The sequence below is a fragment of the Pseudoalteromonas apostichopi genome (genome assembly GCF_030297135.1).
GTDB lineage: Bacteria > Pseudomonadota > Gammaproteobacteria > Enterobacterales > Alteromonadaceae > Pseudoalteromonas > Pseudoalteromonas apostichopi.
In genome coordinates this window covers 1,740,579-1,767,446 of the sequence record NZ_AP028065.1, presented here as the reverse complement: position 1 = coordinate 1,767,446, position 26,868 = coordinate 1,740,579, and the positions used below count along the sequence as shown (strand labels likewise).

Sequence of the window (26,868 nt, the reverse complement as noted above, 5' to 3'; positions counted from 1 at the left end):
AGGGAGGATAGTGTGACACATCTTGTTTAACCACCCATCGACATATCTAGGATCGGTGCCAATACATTGCCGTCACGACCTAATCGAGTGTGATAAACCTGTCTGTAGGCAAACACATTCTTAACGTAGTTTCGTGTTTCGGTATAAGGAATTAACTCTATCCACAGTTCAGCTGGCATTGCTTGCTCTGGGATCCAGCGTTTAATGCGATGATAACCTGCATTGTAAGAAGCCGTAGCAAGGATTTCATTGCCATGATTTTTCTTTTTCAAATACTGCAAATATTCACTACCTAGACGTATATTAGTACGAGGCTGATATAACTGCCTGCGTGACACTGTACTCTTATTCATATACTTAGCAGTACTTGGTAACAACTGCATCAAACCATGAGCATTGGCATGAGAGCGTGCATCTGGCGCAAAAGAGCTTTCTCGACGCGAGATAGCAATACTCCAAGCAACATCGATATGGCTGCGGTTGCTATAAGTGGCAAACACATCTTTAAACGCAAATGGGAAACGTAAATCGACATAATCCCACTCTTTTATTTGCGCCAAGGTATAAATAGTGCTGTCGTACCAATCTAGCTCAGCAGCAAGTAAAGACGCAGCAAGCTTTTCTTCTTTAGTAGATGTATCCGTTAAATAATTCCATTCACGACGCGCAGATGTATAACGCTCAAGCTCATACAAGGCGCGAGCTCGCTTAAAACCAGGGGCATTTGCCACTTCAAGCTTAAGCTTATTACTAATATTGATATCTTTGTTATTTAAACTAACCGGAATACCCAAGCGTGCAGATGCTAAAAAGCCGTAATAATCACGCTCTTTAGCCACCGTTTGCCAAATTTCACGAGCTCGCTCGACGTCACCACGTTGATTTAAGCTATATGCCAACCAATATTGTTGACCCAAACTCAGGTTTTCTTTACCCGTGAAAAACGCCACAATGCCAGACCAATCTTGTCTCTCTAGCATGTTCCCTAGCTGCCATTGCATTAGTTTACGAGTTTGGCGCTCTTTAGGTACTTTGTTTAACCAAAAGCGTGCTTGTTGATGACCGCTCGAGGCAAGCGAAAGCGCAAAGCTGTAGTAAACATCGGCTTTTTGCTCGTCGGTGTAATCGAACATAGCTTCGAGCTTTTCCCAAGCTCGTAATGCCAAATCTTTATCTCGCCATACTAAGCGCTTAACCCCATAGAGTGCAATTTGTCCTTCTTTAGTCGACTTTTTCTTGTAGCGATAAAGACCCGCAGCAGCACTTGGGTCTCTTCGTACCTTTAAATATAAATCAGCTAAATATTGATCAGCCCGAGGCAATAATGTTTTTAAGTAAGGAATTAAGCTTGATGAGCCCCCTTCAGCGGCCAGACTAATACGCTGCCAAACTCGCTCTTGGGTTTGGTAACCCTTTTTCTTCCACAGCGAGAATAATCCATCACACTCTTTTGGCTGTGACTCCCCAACAACCCATAAATCAGTAACTTGGTTCATTATGGCTTTTTCAGGTGCCCCCAAGTCCAATTGAAAGCTTAAGTAAGGGCACGTTAATTCGTTATTGCTCGTTTCGCGATAATTTCGAATATATGCAGCTTTCTTGTTGTACTTTTTTAAGTAATTAAGCCATGCCTTTCGTACAGGCCACTCTAGTGGCGTGTTTTGATAAATATTAAGATAGTTCTCTATTTCCGTTTGGTGTTTAAGGCTTGGGTTGCGTTGCCAATATGCCTTTTCGACATAAGGTTTCAACGGATGATCAAGTCCATTTGCTGCCTCTTTCATGTCTTGATAATCACCGTAACGCGCCTTTTTTTCTGCTTTTAAAAAAGCGTCATGTTTATCGTTGGCTTCAGCTGCAAAAAAAGGAAAAAGTAATGCGGCAGCTGTCCAACCAAGGAGTTGTTTTTTCATGATGACCTTTAACAAAAATTAAAGAATTAATAACAAAAAACTTCTGCTACACCTTAGCACCAAACCAGCTATATTTTAACCAATCGCGATAAAGCGCAGTAAATTTTTCGTTGCATTTTCATTTTAAAGCAAGCACACTGATTGAAATGCAAACTCATCGTACCAGTCTTAGTTAATAAACTAGGGAGAATAATAATGTTATATAAAAGCGATTCATTTGAAGTTGCTTTCATCAAGGACAACATCGCCGAGTTTAAGTTCTGTGCAGACGGCTCAGTAAATAAACTTTCGCAGCAAACCTTGCAAGATTGCGCTTTAGCATTAAAAGAATTGGCAACAAACTCAGATATCAAAGGCATGGTGTTCACCAGCGATAAAGATCATTTCATTATCGGTGCCGATATTTTCGAATTTTTACCTACTTTCACTAAACCTCAAGAAGAACTAGTTGCATGGATCAAAAATGCAACTGATGTTTTTGACGCAATTGAAGATTTACCTTTCCCAACCCTAAGTGCGGTAAACGGCATGGCGCTAGGTGGTGGATGTGAGTGGGCACTTGCTACCGATTATCGCGTTGCTAGCTCTAACGCTAAAATTGGCCTACCAGAAGTTAAATTAGGCATTATGCCTGGTTTTGGTGGCACAGTTCGCCTGCCACGCCTTATTGGCGCTGATAATGCGATGACATGGATCACTACAGGTAAAGAAAACCGTGCTGCGGATGCCCTAAAAGTAGGTGCGTTTGACGCGGTAGTTAGTGCTGACAAACTTTTAGAGTCAAGTATTGCAACACTTGAGCAAGCAATTGCTGGCAAGCTAGATTGGCAAGCAAAACGACAAGTAAAATTACAGCCACTGAAAATGAACCGTGTTGAGCAAGGTATGAGCTTTGCTATGGCAGAAGGTATGGTAATGGGTCAGACAAAAGGTCATTACCCAGCACCTGTTATGGCTGTAAAAACAATCAAAGCTGCTGCAAACTGTGAACGCGCTGAAGCAATGGCTATTGAAAACGCTAACTTTGCTAAACTTGCAGCAACAAGCGAAGCTGCCGCGCAAACCGGTATTTTCTTAGCTGACCAATACATTAAAGGTAAAGCGAAGAAGCAAGCTAAACACAGTGGGCTTGAGATCAAACAAGCAGCTGTATTAGGTGCAGGTATTATGGGTGGCGGTATTGCTTACCAGTCTGCTTATAAAGGCACACCTATTATCATGAAAGACATCAACCAAGATGCACTTGATTTAGGTATGGGCGAAGCATCTAAGCTACTAGGTAAGAAAGTACAACGTGGCCATATGGCGATGGATAAGATGGTTGCCACCTTAGGCAAGATCAAACCAACGTTAAATGATGCAGACCTACAAAGTGCTGATATCGTTGTTGAAGCCGTGGTTGAAAACCCTAAAGTGAAGCAAGCTGTTCTTGCGGGTCTTGAAAAAGACTTACCAGCAGGCACTATCCTAACTTCAAATACGTCAACTATTCGTATTGACGAGTTAGCATCTGCACTTGAAAAACCAGAAAACTTCTGTGGTATGCACTTCTTTAACCCTGTGCCGAAAATGCCATTAGTAGAAATCATCCGTGGTGAAAAAACTTCAGAAGCAACAATTAATGCAGTTGTTGATTACGCATTAAAACTTGGTAAATCACCTATCGTTGTAAACGACTGCCCTGGTTTCTTTGTTAACCGCGTACTATTCCCTTACTTTGCAGGTTTCAGCAAACTTGTTGTTGAAGGTGCTGACTTCACTAAAGTTGATAAAGTAATGGAAAATGTATTTGGTTGGCCAATGGGTCCTGCATATCTACTTGATGTTGTAGGTATCGATACAGCTTACCACTGTACTGGTGTAATGGCTGACGGCTTCCCTGAGCGTATGGCTCGCCAAGATAAAGATCCTGTTACTGTATTTGCAAACGAAAAACGCTTTGGTCAGAAAAATGGTGCTGGTTTCTACCAATACGCGCCGGACCGTCGTGGTCGCCTGAAAAAAGCAAAAGATGCAACAGCAACTGAGCTACTAAGTGCTATCACTGATGCACCTAAAGATTTCGACAAACAAGAAATCATTGACCGTTGTATGATTCCTATGATCAACGAAGTACTACTTTGTTTACAAGAAGGTATCGTAGCGTCACCACAAGAAGCTGACATGGCGCTAATTTACGGCATTGGTTTCCCTCCATTTAGAGGCGGTGCATTCCGTTACTTAGATCAAACTGGTTTAGCGAACTTTGTTGCAACAGCAGACAAGTACGCTCACTTAGGTGCGATTTACCAAGTATCAGATGAAACTCGCAAGTGGGCCGAAGAAGGCCGTGTATTCTATAAGGTGGAAGGATAAGAAACATGAATAATCCAGTAATCGTAGATTGTATCCGCACACCAATGGGTCGTTCAAAGAACGGCGTATTCAAAAACAAGCGTGCGGAAGATTTAAGTGCTCACTTAATGAAAGGTTTGTTAGACCGTAACCCAGCCGTTGATCCAGCATCAATTGATGATATTTACTGGGGCTGTGTTCAACAAACGTTAGAGCAAGGTTTCAACATTGCCCGAAATGCGGCATTACTAGCCGGTATCCCTCACTCTGTACCAGCGGTAACGGTTAACCGTTTATGTGGTTCATCAATGCAAGCATTACATGATGCAGCACGCGCTATTATGACTGGCGCTGGCGATACCTACATCATTGGTGGTGTTGAACACATGGGTCACGTACCTATGACTCATGGTAATGATTTTCACCCAGGTTTATCAACGTCTGTAGCACAAGCTGCTGGCGTAATGGGTTTAACTGCTGAATACCTTGCAACGCTTCACGGCATTAGCCGTCAGCAGCAAGACGAATTTGCTTACCGTTCACACCAACGTGCACACGCTGCAACAGTTGAAGGTCGTTTCCGCCGTGAAATCCTAGCAATGGAAGGTCACGATGCAGATGGTTCTTTAATCTTAGTTGAAGACGATGAAGTAATTCGTCCTGAGACGACTGTTGAAGGCTTATCGCAACTACGCCCTGTATTCAATCCAGCATCAGGTAGCGTAACTGCAGGTACTTCATCTGCACTTTCTGACGGCGCGTCAGCAATGCTTGTAATGAGCGAAGAGAAAGCAAAAGAACTTGGTTTACCAATTCGTGCGCGTATTAAATCAATGGCTGTTGCAGGTTGCGATCCATCAATTATGGGTTATGGTCCTGTTCCGGCATCGCAAAAAGCACTTCAACAAGCAGGTATCACAATTGACGATATCGATGTTGCAGAGCTGAACGAAGCATTCGCAGCACAATCTCTACCAGTATTAAAAGACCTAGGTCTGATGGATGTGGTAGATGAAAAAGTTAACCTAAATGGTGGTGCAATTGCACTTGGTCACCCACTAGGTTGTTCTGGTTCACGTATTAGCACAACGCTTGTTCACCTAATGGAAGACAAGAACGCTAAATACGGTCTAGCAACTATGTGTATTGGTTTAGGTCAAGGTATTGCAACTGTATTTGAGCGCGTAGAGTAACGAGCTCACACCAAACATCTTGGTGATAAAAAGGCGCACTGATTTGCTCAGTGCGCCTTTTTTATTTGCTTTGCTTTAGGTTATTGAAACAGGCGGCAATAGAAAGTTAAAATAGCCGCTTATTAATTGTCTCTTTCATTCAAAAGGTCAGCCATGAGTTTTGATAATCCCGATCACCAATTAGATGCACTTGGCCTTCGTTGTCCAGAACCTGTCATGATGGTGCGTGGCGCAGTGCGTAAAATGAAAGATGGTGAAACATTGCTTATCATCGCCGATGACCCATCAACTACCCGTGATATTCCAAGCTTTTGTACTTTTATGGATCACACACTTCTGGCTAAAGATGTAGAACAAGCACCGTATCGATACTTGTTAAAGAAAGGGTTGTAACGAGCTCGTAGGTTGGGTAGAGCGAAGCGAAACCCAACGTAACTGAAGGATGATAGCAACAAATTAAAGTTCGTGAAGTTCAACTTTTAATCGAAATTAAACTACTCTTATCATTTAACATTCAAGGATGAATGTATGCGATACAGAAGAGTATTAATCCCCGGGGGCACCTATTTCTTTACTCTAGCGATTGCGCAAAGAAACTCAGCACTTTTAACTTCAAACATCACTCTGCTACGTTCAGCTTATAAAAGTGTGGCTAAGTCACACCCTTTTAAAACGCTTGCCATTGTCATTCTTCCAGATCACTTACACGCTATTTGGCAACTACCCGTTGGGGATTGTGATTATTCAAAACGGTGGCGATTAATTAAGTCTAATTTTTCTAGACAACTAAATAATTGCGAGCATAAATCGCCTAGCCGCATTCAGAAATGTGAACGAGGTATTTGGCAGAGACGGTATTGGGAGCATTATATAAAGGACGAGCAAGACCTAATGAACCATATTAATTATATTTACTTCAACCCTGTAAAACATAAATACGTGAATCAAGTTGAAGACTGGCCATTTTCGTCTTATAGGAAATTGAGTAAGTCATCTGTTTTTAATTTGTCAGATGATGAGTTAGATATCGCACTTAATCTATATGAAGATTGATGAGAAGGCTGGCGCTTTGTTCTAACGCTAGCCTAATCAGTGTAGGTTGTGTTGAGAGCAACGAAACCCAACGTGATTGCTAGCAAATCCAACACTCCCGATAATTAATCCGTTGCAGAGTTAGATACGCCAGCTAATCTTCAAGGTGAGTGTATGCGTTGGGTTTCGCTCCGCTCTACCCAACCTACCAGCGCAGAGCTTTACTTCCGAGTTGCTGTCACTTTTGGTTGATTGCTATTGCGGTAATCGAAGCTCACTACATACTCGCCTTTTGCAGCGGGTTTGAGTACGTAGGTTGGGTTGAGAGCAACGAAACCCAACGTGATTGCTGGCAAATCAAACCCTCCCGATAGCTAATTCGTTGCAGTGTATGCGTTGGGTTTCGCTCCGCTCTACCCAACCTACCAGCACAGAGCTTTACTTTCGGGTTACCGTCACTTTTGGTTGATTACTGTTACGATAATCAAAACTCACTACATACATACCTTTTGCAGCGGGTTTAAAGCTGAAATAATTGTAGATAGTATTACAGTCGGCATTGGCAGCTTGGCCTAAAACCAATGATTGCCCTGCAGGGTCCATATCACTGTAACCGCAGTTATAGCCTTCGCTAAAATCAGCATCCGCTATTTTGAATTCATAAACCTTACCAGGTGTTGAAAACTTAACTTCGGTTTGGAATATACCTGGTGCAACTTGCTCTAATTGATACTGAGGTTCGGCATCCCACAAGGTAAAGTCACCACGTAAATACATAGTACGGTCAAGGTCTTTGCTTAGCAGAATATCATCGATGCTTGGCATTTGCATTTGGCTAGAACAGGCTGTTAATAAGCCTGCTAATGCTAAAGTAATTACACGTTTCATTACTATTCCTTATGCTACAAAAAAGCCAGCACTGAGCTGGCTTTTATTAATTGGCTACTGCTTACTTCTGAAGTACAGAGATATCAGCAATATCTAAAAACAGACGGCTTAGTTGGCTTAACAATGCTAAACGGTTTTGTTTAACTGCTTCGTCATCGGCCATTACCATGACATTATCGAAGAAATTATCAACACTCTCACGGATACCCGCAAGTTGTGACAATGCTTCTTGGTAATCACCATTTGCATATAGAGGTGCAAGCTCAGTTGCAAACTTCGCAACATGCGACGCTAATACTTTTTCTGCATCATCGCTTAATAGGCTCTCATTTACATCACCTTGTGTTGTGATGTCATTCTTAGCCAGAATATTGCTTACGCGTTTATTTGCTGCTGCAAGCGCTTCTGCAGCCTCTAATGTACGGAAGTGACTTACCGCTTTAACACGACGGTCAAAATCAACTGGTTTAGTTGGACGACGAGCTAGCACAGCTTGGATCACATCAACTTCGATACCTTCATCTTGGTACCAGGCGCGGAAACGACCTAGCATAAACTCAAACACATCTGTTGATACGTTTAGGTTTGTTAGCTTCTCGCCGAATAGCGTTTGTGACTTAGCAACTAGATCTAAAATATCTAGCGGTAATGATTTTTCAACCATAATGCGTAATGCACCAATCGCTGCACGGCGAAGTGCAAATGGGTCTTTGTCGCCTTTTGGCGCTTGACCAATACCAAAAATACCCACCAGCGTATCAAACTTATCAGCAATTGCTACTGCACAGCTGATCACATTGGTTGGTAAATTATCACCCGCGAAGCGAGGCATATATTGTTCATTTTGCGCTAGTGCAACTTCTTCGGCTTCACCGTCGTGACGAGCATAATGCATACCCATTACACCTTGTACGTCGGTAAACTCCATCACCATTTCGGTCATTAAGTCTGTTTTACTTAATAAACCTGCACGCTTAGCCAGCTCGGCATCGGCACCTAATTGCTCCGCAATGTAACCTGCAAGTTCACTGATACGCTCAGATTTGTCTTTTAACGTACCCAATTGCTTTTGGAATAAAACAGTATCAAGCGATTCTAAACGGCTCTCTAGCGTTTTCTTCTTATCAGTTTCATAGAAGAATTGCGCATCAGCTAAACGTGGACGAACCACCTTTTCGTTACCAGCAATTACCACGCTTGGATCTTTACTTTCGATATTAGAAACAAATAGGAACTTGTTAAGTAAGTTGCCGTCTTGGTCTAATAACGGGAAGTATTTTTGGTCGTCCTTCATAGTATAGATAAGCGCTTCTGAAGGGACATCTAAGAAGGCTTCTTCAAATGTTGCTGTTAATGTTACTGGCCACTCAACAAGAGATGTTACTTCTTCCAGTAAGTCTTCATCCATCGCTACTTTTGCATTTACAGCTGTTGCTGCAGCTTCAATCTGTTCACGAATTTGTGCTTTACGTGTTTCGAAGTCAGCGACAACATAAGCAGATTTAAGAACATCAAACACGTCATCTGCGTGGTTAATTGTTACTTTTTCTGGATGATGGAAACGGTGACCTTGTAATTGGTTGCCAACTTGCTTACCAAGGATTTCACCTTCGATTAGCGTGCTACCAAATAAAATAGTCGCAGTGTGCACTGGGCGGATAAATTGTGTTTTATTTGCACCCCAACGCATTGGTTTAGGGATAGGTAATTTAGCAAGCGCTTTGTTTACAGCATCGCTCATAAGCGAGGTAGTTGCTTGACCTTCAACCTGTGCTTTGTGTAATAACCAAGCACCTTTATCTGTTTCTAGCGTTTGTGCGTCGCTTACATCGATGCCACAACCACGAGCCCAACCCATTGCGGCTTTAGTTGGGTTGCCATCTGCGTCAAAAGCCGCTGCTACTGCAGGGCCGCGCTTTTCTACAACCTTATCACTTTGTTTAGCTTCAAGTGCAGTAACACGTAAACCTAAACGACGTGGTGATGCGTACCAATTAACGCCTTGATGAGCTAATTCTAAGCTTGCAAGCTCAGCTGCTAAGTTCTCAGCAAACGACTCAGCAAGTTTACGAAGTGCTTTCGGTGGCAACTCTTCAGTGCCAATTTCTACTAATAAATTTTCTGCTGACATGCTAATTCTTAATCCTTACAAAGCGGGAAACCAAGAGCTTCACGGGCATCATAGTAACTTTGCGCACATGCTTTAGATAAAGCACGAACACGTAAGATATAACGTTGACGTTCTGTTACTGAGATAGCGTGACGAGCGTCTAATAAGTTAAACGCATGTGATGCTTTCATTACTTGCTCATAAGCTGGTAATGGTAAGCCTGCTTCAATTAGCTTTTCGCTTTCTTTTTCACAGTGATCAAACTGTGCAAATAAGAACTCAACATCCGCTTGTTCGAAGTTATAAGCCGATTGCTCTACTTCATTTTGATGGAATACATCACCGTATGTGACACGACCCATAGGACCATCTGCCCATACAAGGTCATAGATGCTATCTACGCCCTGAATGTACATTGCTAAACGCTCAAGACCATACGTGATCTCACCTGTTACTGGTGAGCACTCTAGGCCACCTACTTGTTGGAAGTAAGTGAACTGCGTCACTTCCATGCCGTTCAACCAGATTTCCCAACCTAGACCCCAAGCACCTAATGTAGGCGACTCCCAGTTGTCTTCTACGAAGCGAACTTCGTCAGTTAGCGTATCGATACCTACCGCAGCTAAAGAGCCTAAATAGAGCTCTTGGATGTTCTCTGGTGATGGTTTTAATACTACTTGGAATTGGTAGTAATGTTGTAAGCGGTTTGGGTTTTCACCATAACGACCATCAGTTGGACGACGGCATGGTTGAACATACGCGCTCGACATTGGCTCTGGACCAATCGACTTTAAGAAAGTTAACGGATGAAATGTCCCTGCTCCCACTTCCATATCGAGTGGTTGAGCAATCACACAGCCTTGCTGTGCCCAATAGTCCTGTAAAGCCAGGATCAAACCTTGGAAGGTTTTAACGTCATATTTTTGCATATTTGGCTTATAGTATCTGGTGCGTTTAGTCTGAAAATTGCTCTCAGTATACCTTGTGTGCAGTAAGGTTTTAAGCAGTTTGTGCTTTTTCAGCAATAAAAAAAGGAGCCAGTTGGCTCCTTTTTAATTATCAATTCTAACTTTACACGTCTAAGTTAACTACACGTAGTGCATTCGTTTCAATGAAGTCACGACGAGGTTCAACTTGGTCACCCATTAGTGTCGCGAACAATTGGTCAGCTGCAACCGCATCTTCAATTGTTACTTTCAACATACGACGTGCGCCTGGGTCCATGGTGGTTTCCCAAAGTTGATCTGGGTTCATCTCTCCTAGTCCTTTATAGCGTTGGATATAAAGGCCACGTTTCGATTCACTAATTAACCACTCTAATGCATCAACAAAGTTATCAACAGCATGAGTTTTCTCACCACGTTGAATATATGCGCCTTCTTCAAGTAAGTTAGCAATGTTAACACCTGTCGCTGCAATGCGTTTGTAGTCACGAGATGTAATGAAGTCGAAGTTCAATACATGCGCTTTGTCCACACCATGTTGGCGAATATTCACAACAGGATAATACATGTTGCGTTCTGTATCGTGCTCAGTGCTCGCGTGGAAAATAGTTGCATCTTCATCGCGTGCAATTAAGTCTTCAACAAGCGTGTTAGTCCACTCTTTTACTTTTGCTTCATTTGCTAAATCAGCTTCTGTAATTTCGCTTTGATAGATTAAACGTTCCATAACCGAATTTGGATATTTACGTTTTAAACGTTCAATTACTTTTACTGTATTTTGATAATCGTGAACAATTCTTTCTAATTCTTCACCTTCAAGTGCAGTTGCACCTTCACTCGTATACAGTGCAGCATTGTTCAATGCTAATGACGTTAGGTAATCAACAAGCGCTGGGTCATCTTTAATGTAGCGTTCTTGCTTACCTTTTTTCACTTTATAAAGTGGTGGTTGCGCAATATAGATAAAGCCTTTTTCTACAATCTCTGGCATTTGACGGTAGAAGAAAGTCAGTAGCAAGGTACGAATGTGAGAACCATCCACGTCCGCATCGGTCATAATGATGATACGATGATAACGAAGCTTTTCTGGGTCATATTCATCACGACCAATACCACAACCTAATGCTGTGATTAATGTCGCTACTTCTTGCGAAGAAAGCATCTTATCAAAGCGTGCTTTTTCAACGTTAAGAATCTTACCTTTAAGTGGCAAGATAGCTTGATTTTTGCGGTTACGACCCTGCTTAGCTGAACCACCTGCAGAGTCACCCTCCACTATGTATAGTTCTGAAAGTGCTGGATCTTTTTCTTGGCAATCAGCCAATTTACCTGGTAAACCGGCTAAATCCATTGCGCCTTTACGACGTGTCATTTCACGCGCTTTACGAGCTGCTTCACGTGCACGTGCTGCATCAATGATTTTGCCAACAACAGTTTTAGCATCAACAGGATTTTCTAATAAGAACTCTGTTAGTTTTTCTGCCATTGCTTGCTCTACAGCAGATTTCACTTCACTTGATACTAGTTTATCTTTAGTTTGTGATGAGAACTTAGGATCAGGTACTTTAACACTTACAACTGCAGTTAAGCCTTCACGAGCGTCATCACCCGTTGCATTGCTTGTTGTTTTCGCTTTTTTGTTAAAGCCTTCTTTTTCCATGTAGTTATTTAGCGTACGCGTTAATGCGGCTCTAAAGCCAGCTAAGTGCGTACCACCATCACGTTGTGGAATGTTGTTTGTAAAACAATAAATGCTTTCTTGGAAACCATCGTTCCACTGCATTGATACTTCTACACTAATACCGTCTTCTTCACGCTCATGAGTAAAGTGGAAAACACTTTTATGTACAGGTGTTTTGTTACGGTTTAGATATTCTACGAATGCCTGAATACCACCTTCATATTTAAAGTGGTCATTTTTAGCTTCTTCACGCTCATCGGTAAGAATGATACTTACACCAGAGTTTAAGAACGAAAGCTCACGTAAACGCTTTGCTAAAATATCGTAGTGGAAGTTTAAGTCAGTGAATGTTTCACCGCTTGGCCAAAAACGTAATTCAGTACCGGTGTCAGTTGCATCACCAATTACAGCTAATGGTGCATCTGGTACACCCATAGTATAAGTTTGTTGGTGAATTTTGCCTTCACGACGAATTGTCAGTTGTAGTTTTTCAGATAGCGCATTTACAACCGAAACACCTACACCGTGTAAGCCACCCGATACTTTATATGAGTTATCATCGAACTTACCACCAGCGTGAAGTACCGTCATGATAACTTCAGCCGCAGAAACACCTTCTTCTTCGTGAATAGATGTAGGAATACCACGACCGTTATCTCTTACAGAGACTGAACCGTCTAAGTGAATCGTTACAAAAATATCATCACAATGACCAGCTAAGGCTTCATCGATAGAGTTATCAACAACCTCAAACACCATGTGGTGTAGGCCTGTACCGTCATCGGTGTCCCCTATATACATTCCTGGACGCTTTCTTACTGCGTCTAATCCTTTAAGTACTTTAATACTCGACGAATCGTAATTCTCAGACATGGTTAATCCCACTTATCTTGTTATTAGGTTGCCATGTTTCACGTGGAACATTTTTAGTTCTCGTTGCATGGGTTCCACCACAGCAGAAATACTTTCAGATAAAATTGATGAGATAAAAAGTTGCGAATCGCAATGAGTCAAAAGCTGACCCACTTTTTCTTTTGTATCTTCACCCAGTTCTGAAGGTAAGTCATCTATTAGCAATATAGATTGCTTATCTGTTTCTGACTCAATTAAGCTATTTTGCGTTACTTTTAACGCATAAAGCAAGAGCTTCAATTGACCACGAGAAAATGTATTTTCTACACTGTTACCAGAAACACTAAAACTAAAATCAGCTTTATGCGGCCCCTTACTTGTGAAACCTTGTTTGGCATCACGTTCAAAGCTTTGCTCAAGCGCCTCTGAGAGCGTTTCACTCTCTTTCCAGCCCGCATGAAAGTTAATTTCTAAATCGCTTACAAGCGTTAATTCTGCACACATTTTATCAAAAAACTGCTGCTTAAACCTACTTATATACGCGATTCTTAAATTATTTATTTGTTCAGCTAGTCTAACAAATTCTTTATCCCAAAACTTGATCTGTTCGAAATAATCTCGAGGTTTACTTTTTAATAAAGCATTACGTTGTTTCAGTACTTTATTAAAGGACTGCCATAAATAAAAAAAGTCATGTTCCACGTGGAACAATCCTAAATCGAGAAATTTTCTACGCTCTTTTGGGCCACCAAAAAACAATGAATAGCTTTCAGGTGTAATAACTTGCACCGGTACTAGCTGCGCTAATTCAGAAATTTTACGGCTCGTTTTTCCCTGAATCTTTAAAGATGTTTCACCCGCTTGGTTTTTACTAATACCAATTGGGATAGACAAGTCGTGTAGTGCTTTTCGACCATGTATCACAAACTTGTCTTGTTGATGCTGAATGATATTTTTATGTTTGGCGGTACGAAATGATTTACCGTGAGAAAGGAAATAAATCGCCTCAAGGAGACTAGTTTTTCCGCTGCCATTTTCGCCGTAGATAATGTTTATGCCATTAACCGGCTCAAGTGTCAGCGCCTCAATATTCCGAAAATTATTGAGGCTTAAATGACTTAAACTCATATAAGCTTATAGGCGCATCGGCATAACAACGTACATAGCTTCTTCGTCACCCGCACCTTCAATTAGCGCACTGCTATTAGAATCTGCAAGCGTAAACGTAACATCTTCTGTTTTTAATGTATTAAGTACATCAAGGACATAAGAAACGTTAAAGCCAATTTCAAGTTCGCCGCCTTGGTACATTACTTCAACGACCTCTTCAGCTTGTTCTTGCTCAGGGTTGTTTGCTGTAATTTTTAATAAACCTTCAGACAGGTTTAAACGTACGCCACGGAACTTTTCATTCGATAAAATAGACACTCGCTGAAAAGCACTACGTAGCCATTCACGGTTAGCAGTAATCACCTTGTCACCACCACGCGGCAATACTCGACGATAATCAGGGAAACGACCATCAACTAGTTTACTGGTAAACGTAAATTCAGTATCAATAATACGAATATGATTAGCACCGAATTGAATGGTAACTAGCTCATCATCAGCCACCATTAGGCGCATAATTTCTTGTACACCTTTACGTGGAATAATTAACTGACGTTGCGTATTTAATGATTGCGGTAATTGCTTTTGTGCAATCGCCAAACGGTGACCATCTGTAGCCACTGTTTTAATATCTGCGTTATCAACTTCAAATGACATACCGTTTAAATAATAACGTACGTCTTGATTCGCCATAGAAAAATGCGTGCTTTCTAAAAGCTTGCGTAACTCTAAACGCGTTAGTTGAAATTCAACTTCACCATCCCACTGCTCAAGATTCGGAAAATCTTCAGCGGCAAGCGTTGTTAAAGAAAAACGGCTTTTACCACTGGTTAGTAGTAACTGATGATCTTGGCTACTTAACGTAAGGTCTGAGCCATCAGGTAAACTTTTACAAATATCGAGTAACTTTTTAGCTGGTAAAGTGAGTTGCGTATCAGTGGTATCTTCACCTACAAACACACTCGCCACTAACTCAATTTCAAGATCGGTACCCGTCATCGAAAGTTGTCCGTTTTCAACAACTAAAAGTACGTTCGATAAAATAGGTAAGGTGTGCTTACGCTCAATCGCACCAGACACTTGAACTAAAGGTTTTAAAAATTGCTCTCTTGATATTGTTATTTGCATAATAAAGTCGGCCTTAAGATGACAAGGTTCTTATTAAGTTTTGATAATCTTCTTTCACTTCGTGGCTTTCATCACGTAGTGATTTAACTTTACGACAAGCGTGTAATACAGTTGTGTGATCGCGACCACCAAAAGCGTCGCCAATCTCAGGTAAACTGTGATTTGTAAGTTCTTTTGATAATGCCATGGCCACTTGACGTGGTCTTGCTACTGAACGGCTTCGACGTTTAGATAGTAAGTCTGATACACGAATGCGGTAATACTCAGCAACTGTACGTTGGATATTATCTATCGTTACCAGTTTATCTTGCAGAGCAAGTAAGTCTCGCAGGGCTTCTTTTACAAAGTCGATCGAAATCGGACGACCAGTAAAGTTTGCATTAGCAATAACGCGGTTTAACGCCCCTTCTAATTCACGCACATTTGAACGCAATTTTTTAGCGATAAAAAAGGCCACTTCATGGGGTAAATTAATTTTACTTTGCTGCGCTTTTTTCATCAAAATGGCAACGCGCGTTTCAAGTTCTGGCGGCTCAATAGCAATTGTTAAACCCCAACCAAAACGTGATTTAAGGCGATCTTCAACCCCTTCTATCTCTTTGGGATAGCGGTCTGAAGTTAATATAATCTGTTGATTTCCTTCAAGTAAAGCGTTGAATGTATGGAAAAACTCTTCTTGTGAGCGCTCTTTATTAGCGAAAAATTGAATATCATCGATCATCAATGCATCAACACTTCGGTAATAACGTTTAAATTCTTCAATGGCATTATTTTGCAGCGCTTTAACCATATCTTGCACAAATCGCTCTGAGTGCATATAGACAATTTTAGCGTCTGGCTTATTTGCCATAATACCGTTACCAACAGCATGTAATAAGTGAGTTTTACCTAAGCCCGTACCACCATATATAAATACAGGGTTAAATGCTGAACCTGGGTTATCTGCAACTTGAGTCGCTGCAGCTTTTGCTAATTGGTTTGATTTACCTTCAACAAAGCTATCAAAAGTATAATTTTCTTTAATGTTTGATTTATAACCTGATTTTGGTGCAGGTTCTACCGCTGCTTTTTCAGGCTTTGGCTGTTGCTTTTCGGCAGCTTGTTGTGGAACAGATGCGCTAGCTTCTGAAGCAGCCGGTGCTGATGCCACTTGGGCATTTAAAATTGGTTTACTACCAACATCAAAACGTAGCTCAGGTGCTTCATCACCACAAATTTCAACGAGTAGTTCATTAATACGGTTTAAATACTTTTCTCTCACCCAATCCAAAACGAAACGGTTAGGTGCATATATAGTCAACGTATCTTCGGTACTTTCTGCTTGAAGTGGTCTTACCCACATACTGAATTGCTGTGAAGGCAATTCATCTTGCAATACATATAAACAACTTTGCCAAACCGACAGATACACAGTTAAACTCCCAGAGATTTAATTTTTATTCCCGTTCATCTTTAATGATGGAAAATCAAACATTTATTGCTAATCTTTGACCAACTTTCTTGGCCCAGACCGACTATTATGAAGGTACTTTATCCACAAGTACAAGATTGATTTTTATGAAAAATATGATCTCAGCAACATAAAAGAATAAAACACTGATTTTTAAGAAATTTATTTTTTAAGCTCGAACAGTGATCATAACAAATTTGCAGGCAGATCGCGATCAAATTCTACGATCGAATTGGCTTTTCCCAAGCTTTTATTCACTTTTTATACAGAGGCTGTGGAAAACTTCTTATTTATGATGATCCTATATGATCACGAAAAAGGATCCTTTATAATTACTACCTCTGCAGCGTTTTAATGATTGACTTTTATTGTCTTCATCTATAATATCTCGCGCTCGCAATGGCACCTGTGCCAGGATCGCGACCTGCATAGGATGTTTTAACCTTAACCGATCGGATGGAATTGTTATGAAAAGAACTTTTCAACCTAGCGTTTTAAAACGCAAACGTACACACGGTTTCCGTGCTCGTATGGCATCAGCAAATGGCCGTAAAGTATTAGCTCGTCGTCGTGCTAAAGGCCGTAAAGTTCTTTCTGCTTAATATAAGTGGAAGACTTTAGCTTCAGCAGGGAGTTACGTCTGTTAACTCCCTCGCATTACTCTCGAATCTTTAATGAACCAGCACGCGCTGCGACTCCTTTCTTTACTCTATTAGCTAAACGCAATGACCAAACTAATCCTCGATTAGGTCTTACGGTCGCAAAAAAACGCGTTAAAAAAGCCTGTCAACGTAATCGAATTAAACGACTTGCTCGCGAAAGTTTCCGTTTAAATCAACATAAAATCGATAACATTGATATTGTGCTTATGGTTAAAAGTGGTATTGATGAACAGTCCAACGAAGAGCTAACAAAGCAACTAAATAAATTGTGGCGAAAAATTAACGAACGCTGCAAGCCTGGTGCACCTAAACCACCACCATTTAAAAAACGCCCGAATAAATCAGCTAAATCTAATAAACAAGCCTGATAGCAATAGAATTACAGGCTTAATTAAGGTATCTTTAGCTCACCTTTTAATCATGCATTTAAAATTCTACGATGGGAATTTAAATTCATGGTATCCATTGACTAAATTAACGCAGGGGCAGACACATCATGAGGTTACTTAAACCACTTGTTGCTATTCCAAAGCGCTGTTTAGTCATGCTAATACGCGGCTATCAAAAATGGATAAGCCCACTATTAGGCCCGCATTGTCGTTTTAATCCAACCTGCTCTAGTTACGCTATTCAAGCAATTAATTTGCATGGAAGTGTAAAAGGCAGTTGGTTAGCTGTTAAACGCATATTAAAATGCCACCCTTTACATGCTGGTGGGGATGATCCCGTACCGGCAAAAAATCATATTAACCACCAACACGAGAAATAAGAGCTGTTATGGAATCGCAACGCACGTTTTTATTAATCGGCTTGATGCTTGTGTCGTTTTTATTATTTCAAGAATGGAATAACGACTACAACGCACCAAAAGCTGATCCAAGTGCCACAACACAAACACTAGGCGCAACTACACCGGAATCTGATGACTTTATTCCAGCATCATCTGACGGTGAAGTTCCAGCTGCTACTACAGCAAAGCGCTCAGTTATCGATGTAACAACTGATGTATTCACTGTTAAGATTGACACCCGTGGTGGTGACATCATTGAGACAGACTTACTTCAGTACGAAGAAGATAAAGGCAGTAACACACCTTATATGCTATTAGGTGAGTTTGATGGTAAACAATACTTCTCACAAAGTGGCTTAATTGGTTTAAATGGCCCAGATGCAACTGTTGAAGGCCGCCCTGTTTATAAAACCACACAAAAAGCATTTACTTTAACGGGTGATGAACTACGTGTACCACTAGAGTTTACTGACAGTAAAGGTGTGACGTTTACTAAAACTTATATCTTCAAAAAAGGCGACTACGCTGTAGATTTAGAGTACACAGTAAACAACGTAACAGCTGATCCAATTCAAGTGCAGTTATACACACAAGTAAAACGCACAGTACAAGAAAAAGGTAGTCTAGTAGATCAAAACTACTTAGGCGGCGCATATGGTACTGAAGAAGAGCCATATGAAAAATACAGCTTCTCAGATATGGCTGATAAGAACCTTAATATCACTACATCTGGCGGCTACATTGCATTTATTCAACACTACTTTGTAAGTGCATGGGTACCTAAGCAAGACCAACAAAACACTCTTTACACTAAGCTTGTATCTGGTAATGCGGCAATTATTGGTACTAAAGGTGAAGCAGTTAACGTACAAGCGGGTACGCAAGCAACACTTAGCTCAACTTACTACATGGGTCCGAAAGAGTCTGACGTACTAGAAGCAATTCACCCAGACTTAGATTTAACCGTAGACTACGGTTGGTTATGGTTTATCTCACAACCACTATTCGTATTACTTAAGTGGTTACACAGCATCCTAGGTAACTGGGGTCTAGCTATCATTGCAATCACTGTTATCGTTAAGACAGCAATGTACCCGCTAACAAAAGCACAATACACGTCAATGGCGAAGATGCGTGCATTACAGCCTAAAATGGCAGCTCTAAAAGAGAAGTATGGTGATGACCGTCAAAAATTCGGTCAAGCTATGATGGAAATGTACCGCAAAGAAAAAGTGAACCCTATGGGTGGCTGTTTCCCGCTGTTACTACAAATGCCAATCTTCTTAGCATTATTCTACGTATTCTTAGAGTCAACTGAGCTACGTCATGCTGAATTCATTTTATGGCTAAATGACTTATCAGCAATGGACCCATACTACGTATTACCTGTTTTATTTGGTTTAAGTATGTTCATCACTCAAAAGCTGCAACCTATGACGGTTACTGACCCTATGCAGCAAAAAATGATGACCTTTATGCCAGTAGTATTCTCTATTTTCTTCTTATGGTTCCCATCTGGCCTAGTACTTTACTGGTTAGTATCGAACCTTATCTCAATCGCACAGATGCTAATCATCTACCGCGGTATGGAGAAAAAAGGTATTAAGGTAAGAAGCTAAACTCTCTACCCAACAAAAAGGCGCAAACTGCGCCTTTTTTAATGCCTGAAAATAGCTAACCGAGAATAGGTGAATAAACCTGATTGGGCACACTTCGCTCAGTAAAGCTCAAACTCGTAGTTAGCAGCGAAGCAACCACCAAACCAATTGCAATTCCCCCAGATAATCCAAGCCACTTTCCAGCTGTTGTTTTACGCTTAACCCTAAGCCAACTCATATAGATGCCTGCAGCGCTTACAAAGCCCATCAATGCACCAAATAGCGCCCAAATAAGCTTGGTACCAATTCCTGCAAAGTTACCAAAGTGCAGCGGATCTGCGGTGTCTTTAATTCGAGGTAGCAGATGTAATTCTTCTCCTTTTTGTATACCAAGTACCTCACCTGAAATTGGTTTTACATAAACACGGTTGGCACGTAGACGCAGTAAAATATCATCGTTATAACCGCGCACTTCAATAGGCTGATTTGCTTCATTAGGATAACGAATATAGCGAATATCAAGGCTACTAAATGCCTGTTGAGCTGCTTCATAAGCAGCAGCTAAACTAATTGGCGATAGACCTTTGCGAGGACTTTGTTTTTTAAACTCACTCAAGGCTTGTGGACTAGATACATAGTGAGGTACCTTCGCGGTTTGCAGTCCATGTTCTATCAGATACCAAACCCCTGTGATGGCCATCACAGCAATAAACCATAAACTCCAAAGCCCTAACAGCTTATGCCAATCAGACCAACTACTGCGCTTATCAAGGCTAAGCGCAGCAGGTTTTTTTATAAAACCTTGCCACCAGCGCCGATACACATAAATACTCGAGACCAATAAAATAACAAGTAAAATACTCAAACTGGTGACGATTAATTTGCCCGTCCAGCCCATCGACAAATTCATATGCCAGTTACGTAAAAACCGCGATATCCGCGCCCACTCTCCTTCACCGAGTAAGCGACCCGTTGCTGCATCTAAATACACAAAACGAAATGAATCACCGACTTTAAGGGCCGCTTCAGTGGCTAGGTAATCTTGCTTATGACGTTGTATATAGAGTAACTGAGCTTGCGGATAATGCTTATTAAGGGTGTTTTCGAGAGCTTGGTAGTTAGTAGAGGCAGAAGAAGTTAAAGCACGGTACTTAGCGTCTGTTAAGTATTCGAGTTCATGACTTAACGTAGCGAGTGTGCCCGATACGCAGGTAACAAAAAGCAGGACTCCAACAAAGAGTCCTGCCCATGAATGTAAGTTAAACCAACTTTTAGCGTTCACACGCCACCATTAAAAGTTGTATTTAGCACTTAAATAGACACGGCGTGGTTCACCAGGAAAGTGCCCTGTTCGCTCGATAAAGCCACTGCTTGCGTATTCTTTATCAAACAAGTTCTTAACTGATAGCTGCCATTGCCAGTTATCAACGGTTGTTTGCCACGCCATGTTGTAAATAGTGTAAGGTTTAACGCGTTGACCACCTAAACTAAGCTGTTCATCAACATAATCTAAACCAGCAGAAATAGATGACGATAAACTAGCTAGCTCATAGCGTGTCCATATACCTAAAGTATTTTGCGGTGCGTTGGCAAATTTATCGCTATCAGGAATTTGGTTACGAATACTGTCATTTGCTTCAGTAATACGGGCATCATTATAGGCGTAGCTTGCAGTAACCACCCAGCGCTCAGTGATATCACCAACCACTTCTAGTTCAAAACCTTTACTTTGAACTTCACCCACCGCAACTAAGTCATCAACGCCGTCGCCTGCAACATCACCCAATAAACTAGGCTGCAGAATGTTTTTACGTACGATATCGTACACAGCCATATTAACAGCAAGTGTGTCTTCTAATAATTTGGTTCTTAAACCTAACTCATTAATACGGCTAGTCTCTGGCGAGAATGGTCCGCCTTTTGCTGTTTCTTGATCACTGGCACCCTGTGGTACAAAGCCAGTACCATGAAGCGCATAAGGAAAGAACATATTGTTAATGTTATAGCTGGTACCAATACGGTAGGTTAAGTCGCTATCAGAAAACTCGGTTTGATTTAACAGATCTTTATCTTCAAAACGGTCATATCTTAAGCCAGCAGTAACACTCCAATTTGCAGTTATATCAAGCTGATCTTGCAAGTACGCACCAAAGCGAGTGCTATTTGTTTTACCTAACCTTGGTTTAATACTATCAAGATCATAATCATCAGCAGAGGTTAAACCATATTCAGGATCGTTAAGAGCAAGACCTGGTACAGGGCCTCCTTTACTCTGTTGCTTTGCTGTGCGGTAAGCACTTTCAAAGTCATGCTCATACCAGTCACTACCAAGCAGCACTTGATGTTGCATGTCTGCAATTATAAATTCTGCAATCGCATTAGCAGTTAAACTAAAGCCTTCGTTTTCACGTACTTGATCACGAAACTCACGATGGCTCCAATCTACAATACCGTCGTCATCAGTATCTACAAGCCCTCTTGGCTCATGGTAGTTTTGTACTTCTTTGTTATCAAAATAGCGTGTTGTGACATCTGTTCGCCAAATATCATTAAACTCATGTTTTAAAGTAGCCTGATAGACATGGGCTTCAACATTTTGAAAGTCTGTCGCCTCGTTATGATTCCAGCTAATATCAGTTAAAAAATTGCCATTATCATCAGCAGGGACTCCACGTAAACGTGCCCCACCCAACTCTTGCTCTATATAGGTATACTGAGTGGTCAATTCGGTTGCACTGTTAATAAGCCACGTATAACCAAGATCAACAATAGTATTATCGCTGCTAGTGTTAGCACGGAATGGCTTTTCAGTATCACGGTAAAGACCAACACGGTAAGCATGATTATCAAGTGATTCACTCAATGTTCCAGTGCTTTCTAATGCACCACTGAAGAAGTCATCATTACCTACTTCAACTTCAATACTGTGTTCACTGGTGAATTTAGGCTTCTTAGTTACATAGTTAATAATACCGCCTGGATTACCACTACCATATATAGCGCCAGCAGGCCCTTTTAAAACCGCAACTTGTTCAATATTAAATAATTGCGGTACAGCAAAACCATTGAAAGGGTCGCCCTTTACGCCATCATATAAAATCTCATCTTGGCGGAAACCACGGAATGTCACGCCCGAATAACTAAAAGCATTAACGCCAGCAATATTGCTATAAAGGTCGGTAATTTGACGAGCAGCCTGATCGCTGATCAGCTCCTGCGGCAGAATTTGGATTGACTGAGGAATTTTCTCTAAAGGTGTATTTGTACGAGTTGCAAAGCTTGACTCGGTTGGGCGATATAAAGAAAACGCACGGCCAACAACTTCTATTTTTTCGATCTCTTTAGAATTGGTTTGATCAGAAGTAGTAACTTCTGTTTGAGCATGGACAATGGTCGAAAAACCAGCAGCAAGTGCAATTAAAACAGCAGAAAGACGCATAATAAAAAGGGACAAAATGAATAATGCGCAACATGTTAATGAATATAATTATCATTTGCAATGCCGTTTTTTATTAATCGGAGCTAAATAAAGTATTACTTACAATGCGCTTTTAACACTTCATTGGTTAAACAGCTATTCGCATGAAATTAAGCCATAGGTTACAATAGAGCCAGCATTCATTCTTTTATTGGCATTTTTCATCGCATGATTAATCAAGACACAATTGCAGCACAAGCGACCGCACCAGGACGTGGTGGGGTTGGTATTATTCGCGTCTCTGGCAGCTTAGCTAAAACAGTGGCAGAGCACATTATTGGCCGTTGTCCTAAAACACGTTACGCAGACTATGTGCCATTTAAAAGCTTGAGCGGTGAGCAGCTTGACCAAGGTATTGCTATATACTTCCAAGGACCAAACTCATTTACCGGTGAAGACGTACTTGAGCTGCAAGGTCATGGCGGTCCTGTTGTACTTGATATGCTATTAAAAGAAATTAGCCAAATTGACGGTGTTCGTTTAGCAAAGCCGGGGGAGTTCTCTGAGCGCGCATTTATGAATGACAAGCTTGATTTAACTCAAGCTGAGGCAATTGCCGATCTCATCAATGCAACCAGTGAACAGGCAGCAAAAAGTGCCCTCCAATCTCTGCAAGGTGAATTTTCTAAGCACATCGAAACGCTGGTGGAAAAAGTCATTCACCTACGTATGTACGTTGAAGCCGCTATTGACTTTCCAGATGAAGAAATCGATTTCCTATCAGACGGTAAAGTATCAGCAGATCTCAATGCCATTATTGATCAATTAGAAAATGTAACTCAGCAAGCAAAACAAGGTAGCATCATGCGTGAAGGTATGCGTGTTGTTATTGCAGGTCGCCCTAACGCTGGTAAATCAAGCCTATTAAATGCATTAGCTGGCCGAGATGCAGCTATTGTTACCGAAATAGCCGGTACAACACGTGACGTATTGCGTGAGCATATTCACATTGATGGTATGCCACTGCATATTATCGATACCGCAGGCCTACGCGAAAGCCCTGATAAAGTTGAACAAATTGGTATTGAGCGCGCATGGGAAGAAATTAACCAAGCCGATCGCGTACTATTTATGTTAGACGGCACAGACACATCAGCCACTGACCCTCATGATATTTGGCCGGAGTTTATGGCCAAGTTACCAGAGGGTATGGGCGTTACTGTGATTCGAAATAAAGCCGATATTTCCGGTGAAAATGTCGGAATGGATGAACATGAACAATATCCGGTGATCCGTTTAAGTGCCAAAAATGCAGAAGGTATAGAGTTAGTTCGTACTCACTTAAAGGCATGTATAGGTTTCCAAGGGGCAACTGAAGGTGGATTTATGGCACGCCGTCGTCACTTAGATGCACTTGATCACGCAGCCTATCATTTAAACACAGGCAAAGAGCAATTAGAGATGCATATTGCTGGTGAGATCCTGGCTGAAGAGTTACGCCTAACACAACAGTTCTTAAATGAGATAACGGGTGAATTTACTTCTGATGACTTGCTAGGAAAAATCTTTAGTTCGTTCTGTATCGGTAAATAAATTCCGGTCATCAATATTATAAAAAAGAGTCGCAAGACTCTTTTTTTTGTTTTTAATTCAGCAATCAATTATCGGTTCAGGGCCGAAACCAGCCAGTAATTAAACCCAAATCAATTAGTCTAGCGATGTCATTAAACGGAGGACGTCATGGACAAATATCAACTCTTTCATCAATTACACCACCAGCAAATAGGCTTTGTACTCGCTAATGCGTGGGATCTTAGTTCAGCACAATTCATTCAGGCCGCAGGAGCTAAAGCTGTAGCAACAACCAGCTGGGGCATTGCTGAAAGTTTAGGTTTAGCTGATGGTGAGAACATCTCTTTTCAAACTCAGTTAGCGCTGGTTAAAAGCTTGACCAAATACATACATATTCCACTCTCTGTCGATATAGAATCAGGATACAGTAACGATCCGCTGCAAATTAGCCAAAACGTTCTTGCGTTAGCAAAATTGGGGGTTGCAGGTATCAACATTGAAGACTCAGACAAAGACACGAATGCACTCAGATCTATCAAACAGCAATGCACTATTATTAGTGAGATAAAGAAAGTACTTAACGAAAATGGCTTCGGCAGTTTATTTATTAACGCCAGAACCGATACCTACTTTGTTAGTGACAGCCCTTTTAAAGTCACATTGAAGCGCGCAAAAGCTTATCAAGATGCAGGTGCAGATGGTCTTTTTGTACCTGGCTTAACTAATATAGAGCACATAACCAGCTTAGCTAACGCGATAGATATGCCACTAAATGTGATGGCTATGAACAATTTTAACTCAGCAAAAGCCGCTTTCGCTGGTGGCGCAAAACGGTTTTCATTGGGTAATTCGCTCTATGATCTAGTCGGAAATACGATAAAAACCACCCTAACTCAGATCGCAAATTAACTTAGCGAGCTAAAAAATCAGATCAAAACAGCTTTTAAGATCGACTTTAGCTAAAAATGTTATCCACAATTGAGGTGTTTTTAGATCTAAAGGCTGATTTGATCATAAAAAAACGCTGAAATTTGAACTTATTTACAAACAACAGCCCTTTTTGATAATTAATTTTCTAAAAAACAGCCTTTATTTGCCCATATTTAAGTTTTTTTCGATCTATTTTATTGATCGCAAATTACAAACCGATCGTTATCAACAAGCGATCTATCCACAAAACGATCATACTCTCCATTTTAATCCGATCTAAAAACTAAAGCGCTTACACACAATTAAAGATCAACAACTTAGCAAAGTTATACAGTTTCTAAATTTTAGCTTGATCAGAACTTTCCCCAAATTTATTAACAGCTTGATCAAAGGGTTTAATTTACGAATAAATATAAAAAACCATTAAAAACAGTAAATTATAAAAAACATTGAATTTAAGCCGTTATTTTAGGCAGAAAAACTTATTCAGATCGTAATTCAACGCTTTACTCACACCCTAACTTAGTTATCATGTGGCCACTTATTTCTATACATGATCAATCACATGCAATCAGTAAATATCATCGTTGGCAGCCAAATGGGATCTGCTGAATACGTGGCAGAGCAACTAGCAGAAGCCCTTGAACAACAAGGGATCCAAGTGCAGCTTCATGAACAGCCTGTATTTGATGATATTGATCAGCAAGATACTATTTGGTTGTTATGTACTTCTACATATGGCGCGGGAGACTACCCAGAGAACCTACTGCCATTTGTTGAATCTATTAACCAACAGGCTGATCTTAAAGGATTAAACTACAGTGTGATCGGATTAGGCGACACTAGCTACGACACCTATAACTATGCAGGCCGTAATCTAGATGAGTTATTAGCAAATAAAGGTGCAAACCGCGTGGCAGAACGCTTAGAGCTAAATATTCTTGATGAAGCGTTACCAGAAGACACAGCTTTAGCTTGGTTACCAAGCTGGATCGAGACTGTAGGACTCAATTAAGCCGATCGGTGTTGATCGTTGTAATAAAAGTTACCCACAATTTACTGATAATTTAGATCGGATTGTGGATAAACACTGATCTAACTGCGATTTTAACCTAGTTTATCCCTTGGATAAGATCCAACCGATATTGCCCTGTGTATAAATAGCCCTTTTGATCAAAGCTTTTACGCCGGAAGATCCGATCATACTAACACCTTTAGATCTGCCTTAAAGCAATGTTTTAAAAAGCAAATTGAACATTATCA

The 26,868-nt window shown here is 40.9% G+C and carries 21 protein-coding genes; 11 read left to right on the top strand and 10 right to left on the bottom strand.

Annotation, left to right across the window (positions count from 1 at the left end; all coding sequences use genetic code 11):
* Positions 1–26: 26 nt before the first annotated feature.
* Positions 27–1,913 (bottom strand): transglycosylase SLT domain-containing protein, encoded by a 1,887-nt coding sequence (locus tag QUE86_RS07805; RefSeq protein ID WP_130050119.1) that lies wholly within the window; start codon positions 1,911–1,913, stop codon positions 27–29.
* A gap of 195 nt (positions 1,914–2,108) precedes the next feature.
* Here QUE86_RS07805 and fadB point away from each other — a divergent pair, with 195 nt between their 5' ends.
* The 4 genes from fadB to QUE86_RS07785 all read left to right on the top strand — a co-directional run bounded on the left by fadB (position 2,109) and on the right by QUE86_RS07785 (position 6,493).
* On the top strand, positions 2,109–4,268 hold the full coding sequence (gene fadB / locus QUE86_RS07800; RefSeq protein WP_130050120.1) for a fatty acid oxidation complex subunit alpha FadB: 2,160 nt from the start codon (positions 2,109–2,111) through the stop codon (positions 4,266–4,268).
* A 5-nt stretch (positions 4,269–4,273) separates the two neighbouring features.
* Positions 4,274–5,440: an acetyl-CoA C-acyltransferase FadA gene (fadA, locus tag QUE86_RS07795; RefSeq protein ID WP_130050121.1), complete on the top strand. Its 1,167-nt coding sequence runs from the start codon at positions 4,274–4,276 to the stop codon at positions 5,438–5,440.
* 153 nt (positions 5,441–5,593) lie between these two features.
* Positions 5,594–5,833, top strand: coding sequence for a sulfurtransferase TusA (gene tusA, locus QUE86_RS07790; protein WP_286260298.1), 240 nt, complete (start codon positions 5,594–5,596; stop codon positions 5,831–5,833).
* Positions 5,834–5,968: 135 nt separating this feature from the next.
* Positions 5,969–6,493, top strand: a complete 525-nt coding sequence (locus QUE86_RS07785) for an REP-associated tyrosine transposase (RefSeq protein WP_167659035.1) — start codon at positions 5,969–5,971, stop codon at positions 6,491–6,493.
* A gap of 417 nt (positions 6,494–6,910) precedes the next feature.
* Here the strand turns inward: QUE86_RS07785 and QUE86_RS07780 are convergent, their stop codons facing one another.
* From QUE86_RS07780 to dnaA, 7 genes are all read right to left on the bottom strand, one after another.
* Positions 6,911–7,360 (bottom strand): early set domain-containing protein, encoded by a 450-nt coding sequence (locus tag QUE86_RS07780; RefSeq protein ID WP_286260296.1) that lies wholly within the window; start codon positions 7,358–7,360, stop codon positions 6,911–6,913.
* 61 nt (positions 7,361–7,421) lie between these two features.
* A complete protein-coding gene (glyS, locus tag QUE86_RS07775) occupies positions 7,422–9,491 on the bottom strand; it encodes a glycine--tRNA ligase subunit beta (RefSeq protein WP_167659033.1) in 2,070 nt (689 codons plus the stop codon).
* 8 nt (positions 9,492–9,499) lie between these two features.
* Positions 9,500–10,399, bottom strand: coding sequence for a glycine--tRNA ligase subunit alpha (gene glyQ, locus QUE86_RS07770; RefSeq protein WP_054554789.1), 900 nt, complete (start codon positions 10,397–10,399; stop codon positions 9,500–9,502).
* 142 nt (positions 10,400–10,541) lie between these two features.
* Positions 10,542–12,968 carry a DNA topoisomerase (ATP-hydrolyzing) subunit B gene (gene gyrB, locus QUE86_RS07765; protein WP_130050124.1) on the bottom strand — a complete coding sequence of 809 codons (2,427 nt, stop codon included), beginning with the start codon at positions 12,966–12,968 and terminating at the stop codon, positions 10,542–10,544.
* 12 nt (positions 12,969–12,980) lie between these two features.
* Positions 12,981–14,075, bottom strand: a complete 1,095-nt coding sequence (gene recF / locus QUE86_RS07760) for a DNA replication/repair protein RecF (protein ID WP_054563761.1) — start codon at positions 14,073–14,075, stop codon at positions 12,981–12,983.
* 6 nt (positions 14,076–14,081) lie between these two features.
* The gene (gene dnaN / locus QUE86_RS07755) at positions 14,082–15,185 is read right to left on the bottom strand and encodes a DNA polymerase III subunit beta (RefSeq protein WP_054563760.1); all 1,104 of its coding nucleotides are present in this window, start codon (positions 15,183–15,185) and stop codon (positions 14,082–14,084) included.
* Between the two features lie 13 nt (positions 15,186–15,198).
* Positions 15,199–16,596 carry a chromosomal replication initiator protein DnaA gene (gene dnaA, locus QUE86_RS07750; RefSeq protein ID WP_130050125.1) on the bottom strand — a complete coding sequence of 466 codons (1,398 nt, stop codon included), beginning with the start codon at positions 16,594–16,596 and terminating at the stop codon, positions 15,199–15,201.
* 506 nt (positions 16,597–17,102) lie between these two features.
* On the opposite strand from dnaA, the gene rpmH reads away from it, so the two are divergent.
* The 4 genes from rpmH (at position 17,103) to yidC (ending at position 19,706) form a co-directional block, all read left to right on the top strand.
* Positions 17,103–17,237 carry a 50S ribosomal protein L34 gene (gene rpmH, locus QUE86_RS07745; RefSeq protein ID WP_045980711.1) on the top strand — a complete coding sequence of 45 codons (135 nt, stop codon included), beginning with the start codon at positions 17,103–17,105 and terminating at the stop codon, positions 17,235–17,237.
* A 5-nt stretch (positions 17,238–17,242) separates the two neighbouring features.
* Positions 17,243–17,665 (top strand): ribonuclease P protein component, encoded by a 423-nt coding sequence (gene rnpA / locus QUE86_RS07740; RefSeq protein ID WP_130050126.1) that lies wholly within the window; start codon positions 17,243–17,245, stop codon positions 17,663–17,665.
* A 128-nt stretch (positions 17,666–17,793) separates the two neighbouring features.
* On the top strand, positions 17,794–18,066 hold the full coding sequence (yidD, locus tag QUE86_RS07735; protein ID WP_054563758.1) for a membrane protein insertion efficiency factor YidD: 273 nt from the start codon (positions 17,794–17,796) through the stop codon (positions 18,064–18,066).
* An 8-nt stretch (positions 18,067–18,074) separates the two neighbouring features.
* A complete protein-coding gene (gene yidC, locus QUE86_RS07730) occupies positions 18,075–19,706 on the top strand; it encodes a membrane protein insertase YidC (RefSeq protein ID WP_286260277.1) in 1,632 nt (543 codons plus the stop codon).
* Positions 19,707–19,761: 55 nt separating this feature from the next.
* On the opposite strand, the gene QUE86_RS07725 is transcribed toward yidC, so the two are convergent.
* Both QUE86_RS07725 and QUE86_RS07720 read right to left on the bottom strand, forming a co-directional pair.
* Positions 19,762–20,967, bottom strand: a complete 1,206-nt coding sequence (locus QUE86_RS07725) for a PepSY-associated TM helix domain-containing protein (protein ID WP_286260276.1) — start codon at positions 20,965–20,967, stop codon at positions 19,762–19,764.
* A 9-nt stretch (positions 20,968–20,976) separates the two neighbouring features.
* On the bottom strand, positions 20,977–23,124 hold the full coding sequence (locus tag QUE86_RS07720) for a TonB-dependent siderophore receptor (RefSeq protein ID WP_286260274.1): 2,148 nt from the start codon (positions 23,122–23,124) through the stop codon (positions 20,977–20,979).
* Between the two features lie 207 nt (positions 23,125–23,331).
* Here QUE86_RS07720 and mnmE point away from each other — a divergent pair, with 207 nt between their 5' ends.
* The 3 genes from mnmE to mioC all read left to right on the top strand — a co-directional run bounded on the left by mnmE (position 23,332) and on the right by mioC (position 26,620).
* On the top strand, positions 23,332–24,696 hold the full coding sequence (gene mnmE / locus QUE86_RS07715; protein WP_130050130.1) for a tRNA uridine-5-carboxymethylaminomethyl(34) synthesis GTPase MnmE: 1,365 nt from the start codon (positions 23,332–23,334) through the stop codon (positions 24,694–24,696).
* A 147-nt stretch (positions 24,697–24,843) separates the two neighbouring features.
* Positions 24,844–25,584, top strand: a complete 741-nt coding sequence (locus QUE86_RS07710; RefSeq protein ID WP_130050131.1) for an isocitrate lyase/PEP mutase family protein — start codon at positions 24,844–24,846, stop codon at positions 25,582–25,584.
* Between the two features lie 586 nt (positions 25,585–26,170).
* Positions 26,171–26,620, top strand: a complete 450-nt coding sequence (mioC, locus tag QUE86_RS07705) for an FMN-binding protein MioC (protein WP_239977146.1) — start codon at positions 26,171–26,173, stop codon at positions 26,618–26,620.
* The last annotated feature ends 248 nt before the right edge of the window (positions 26,621–26,868 follow it).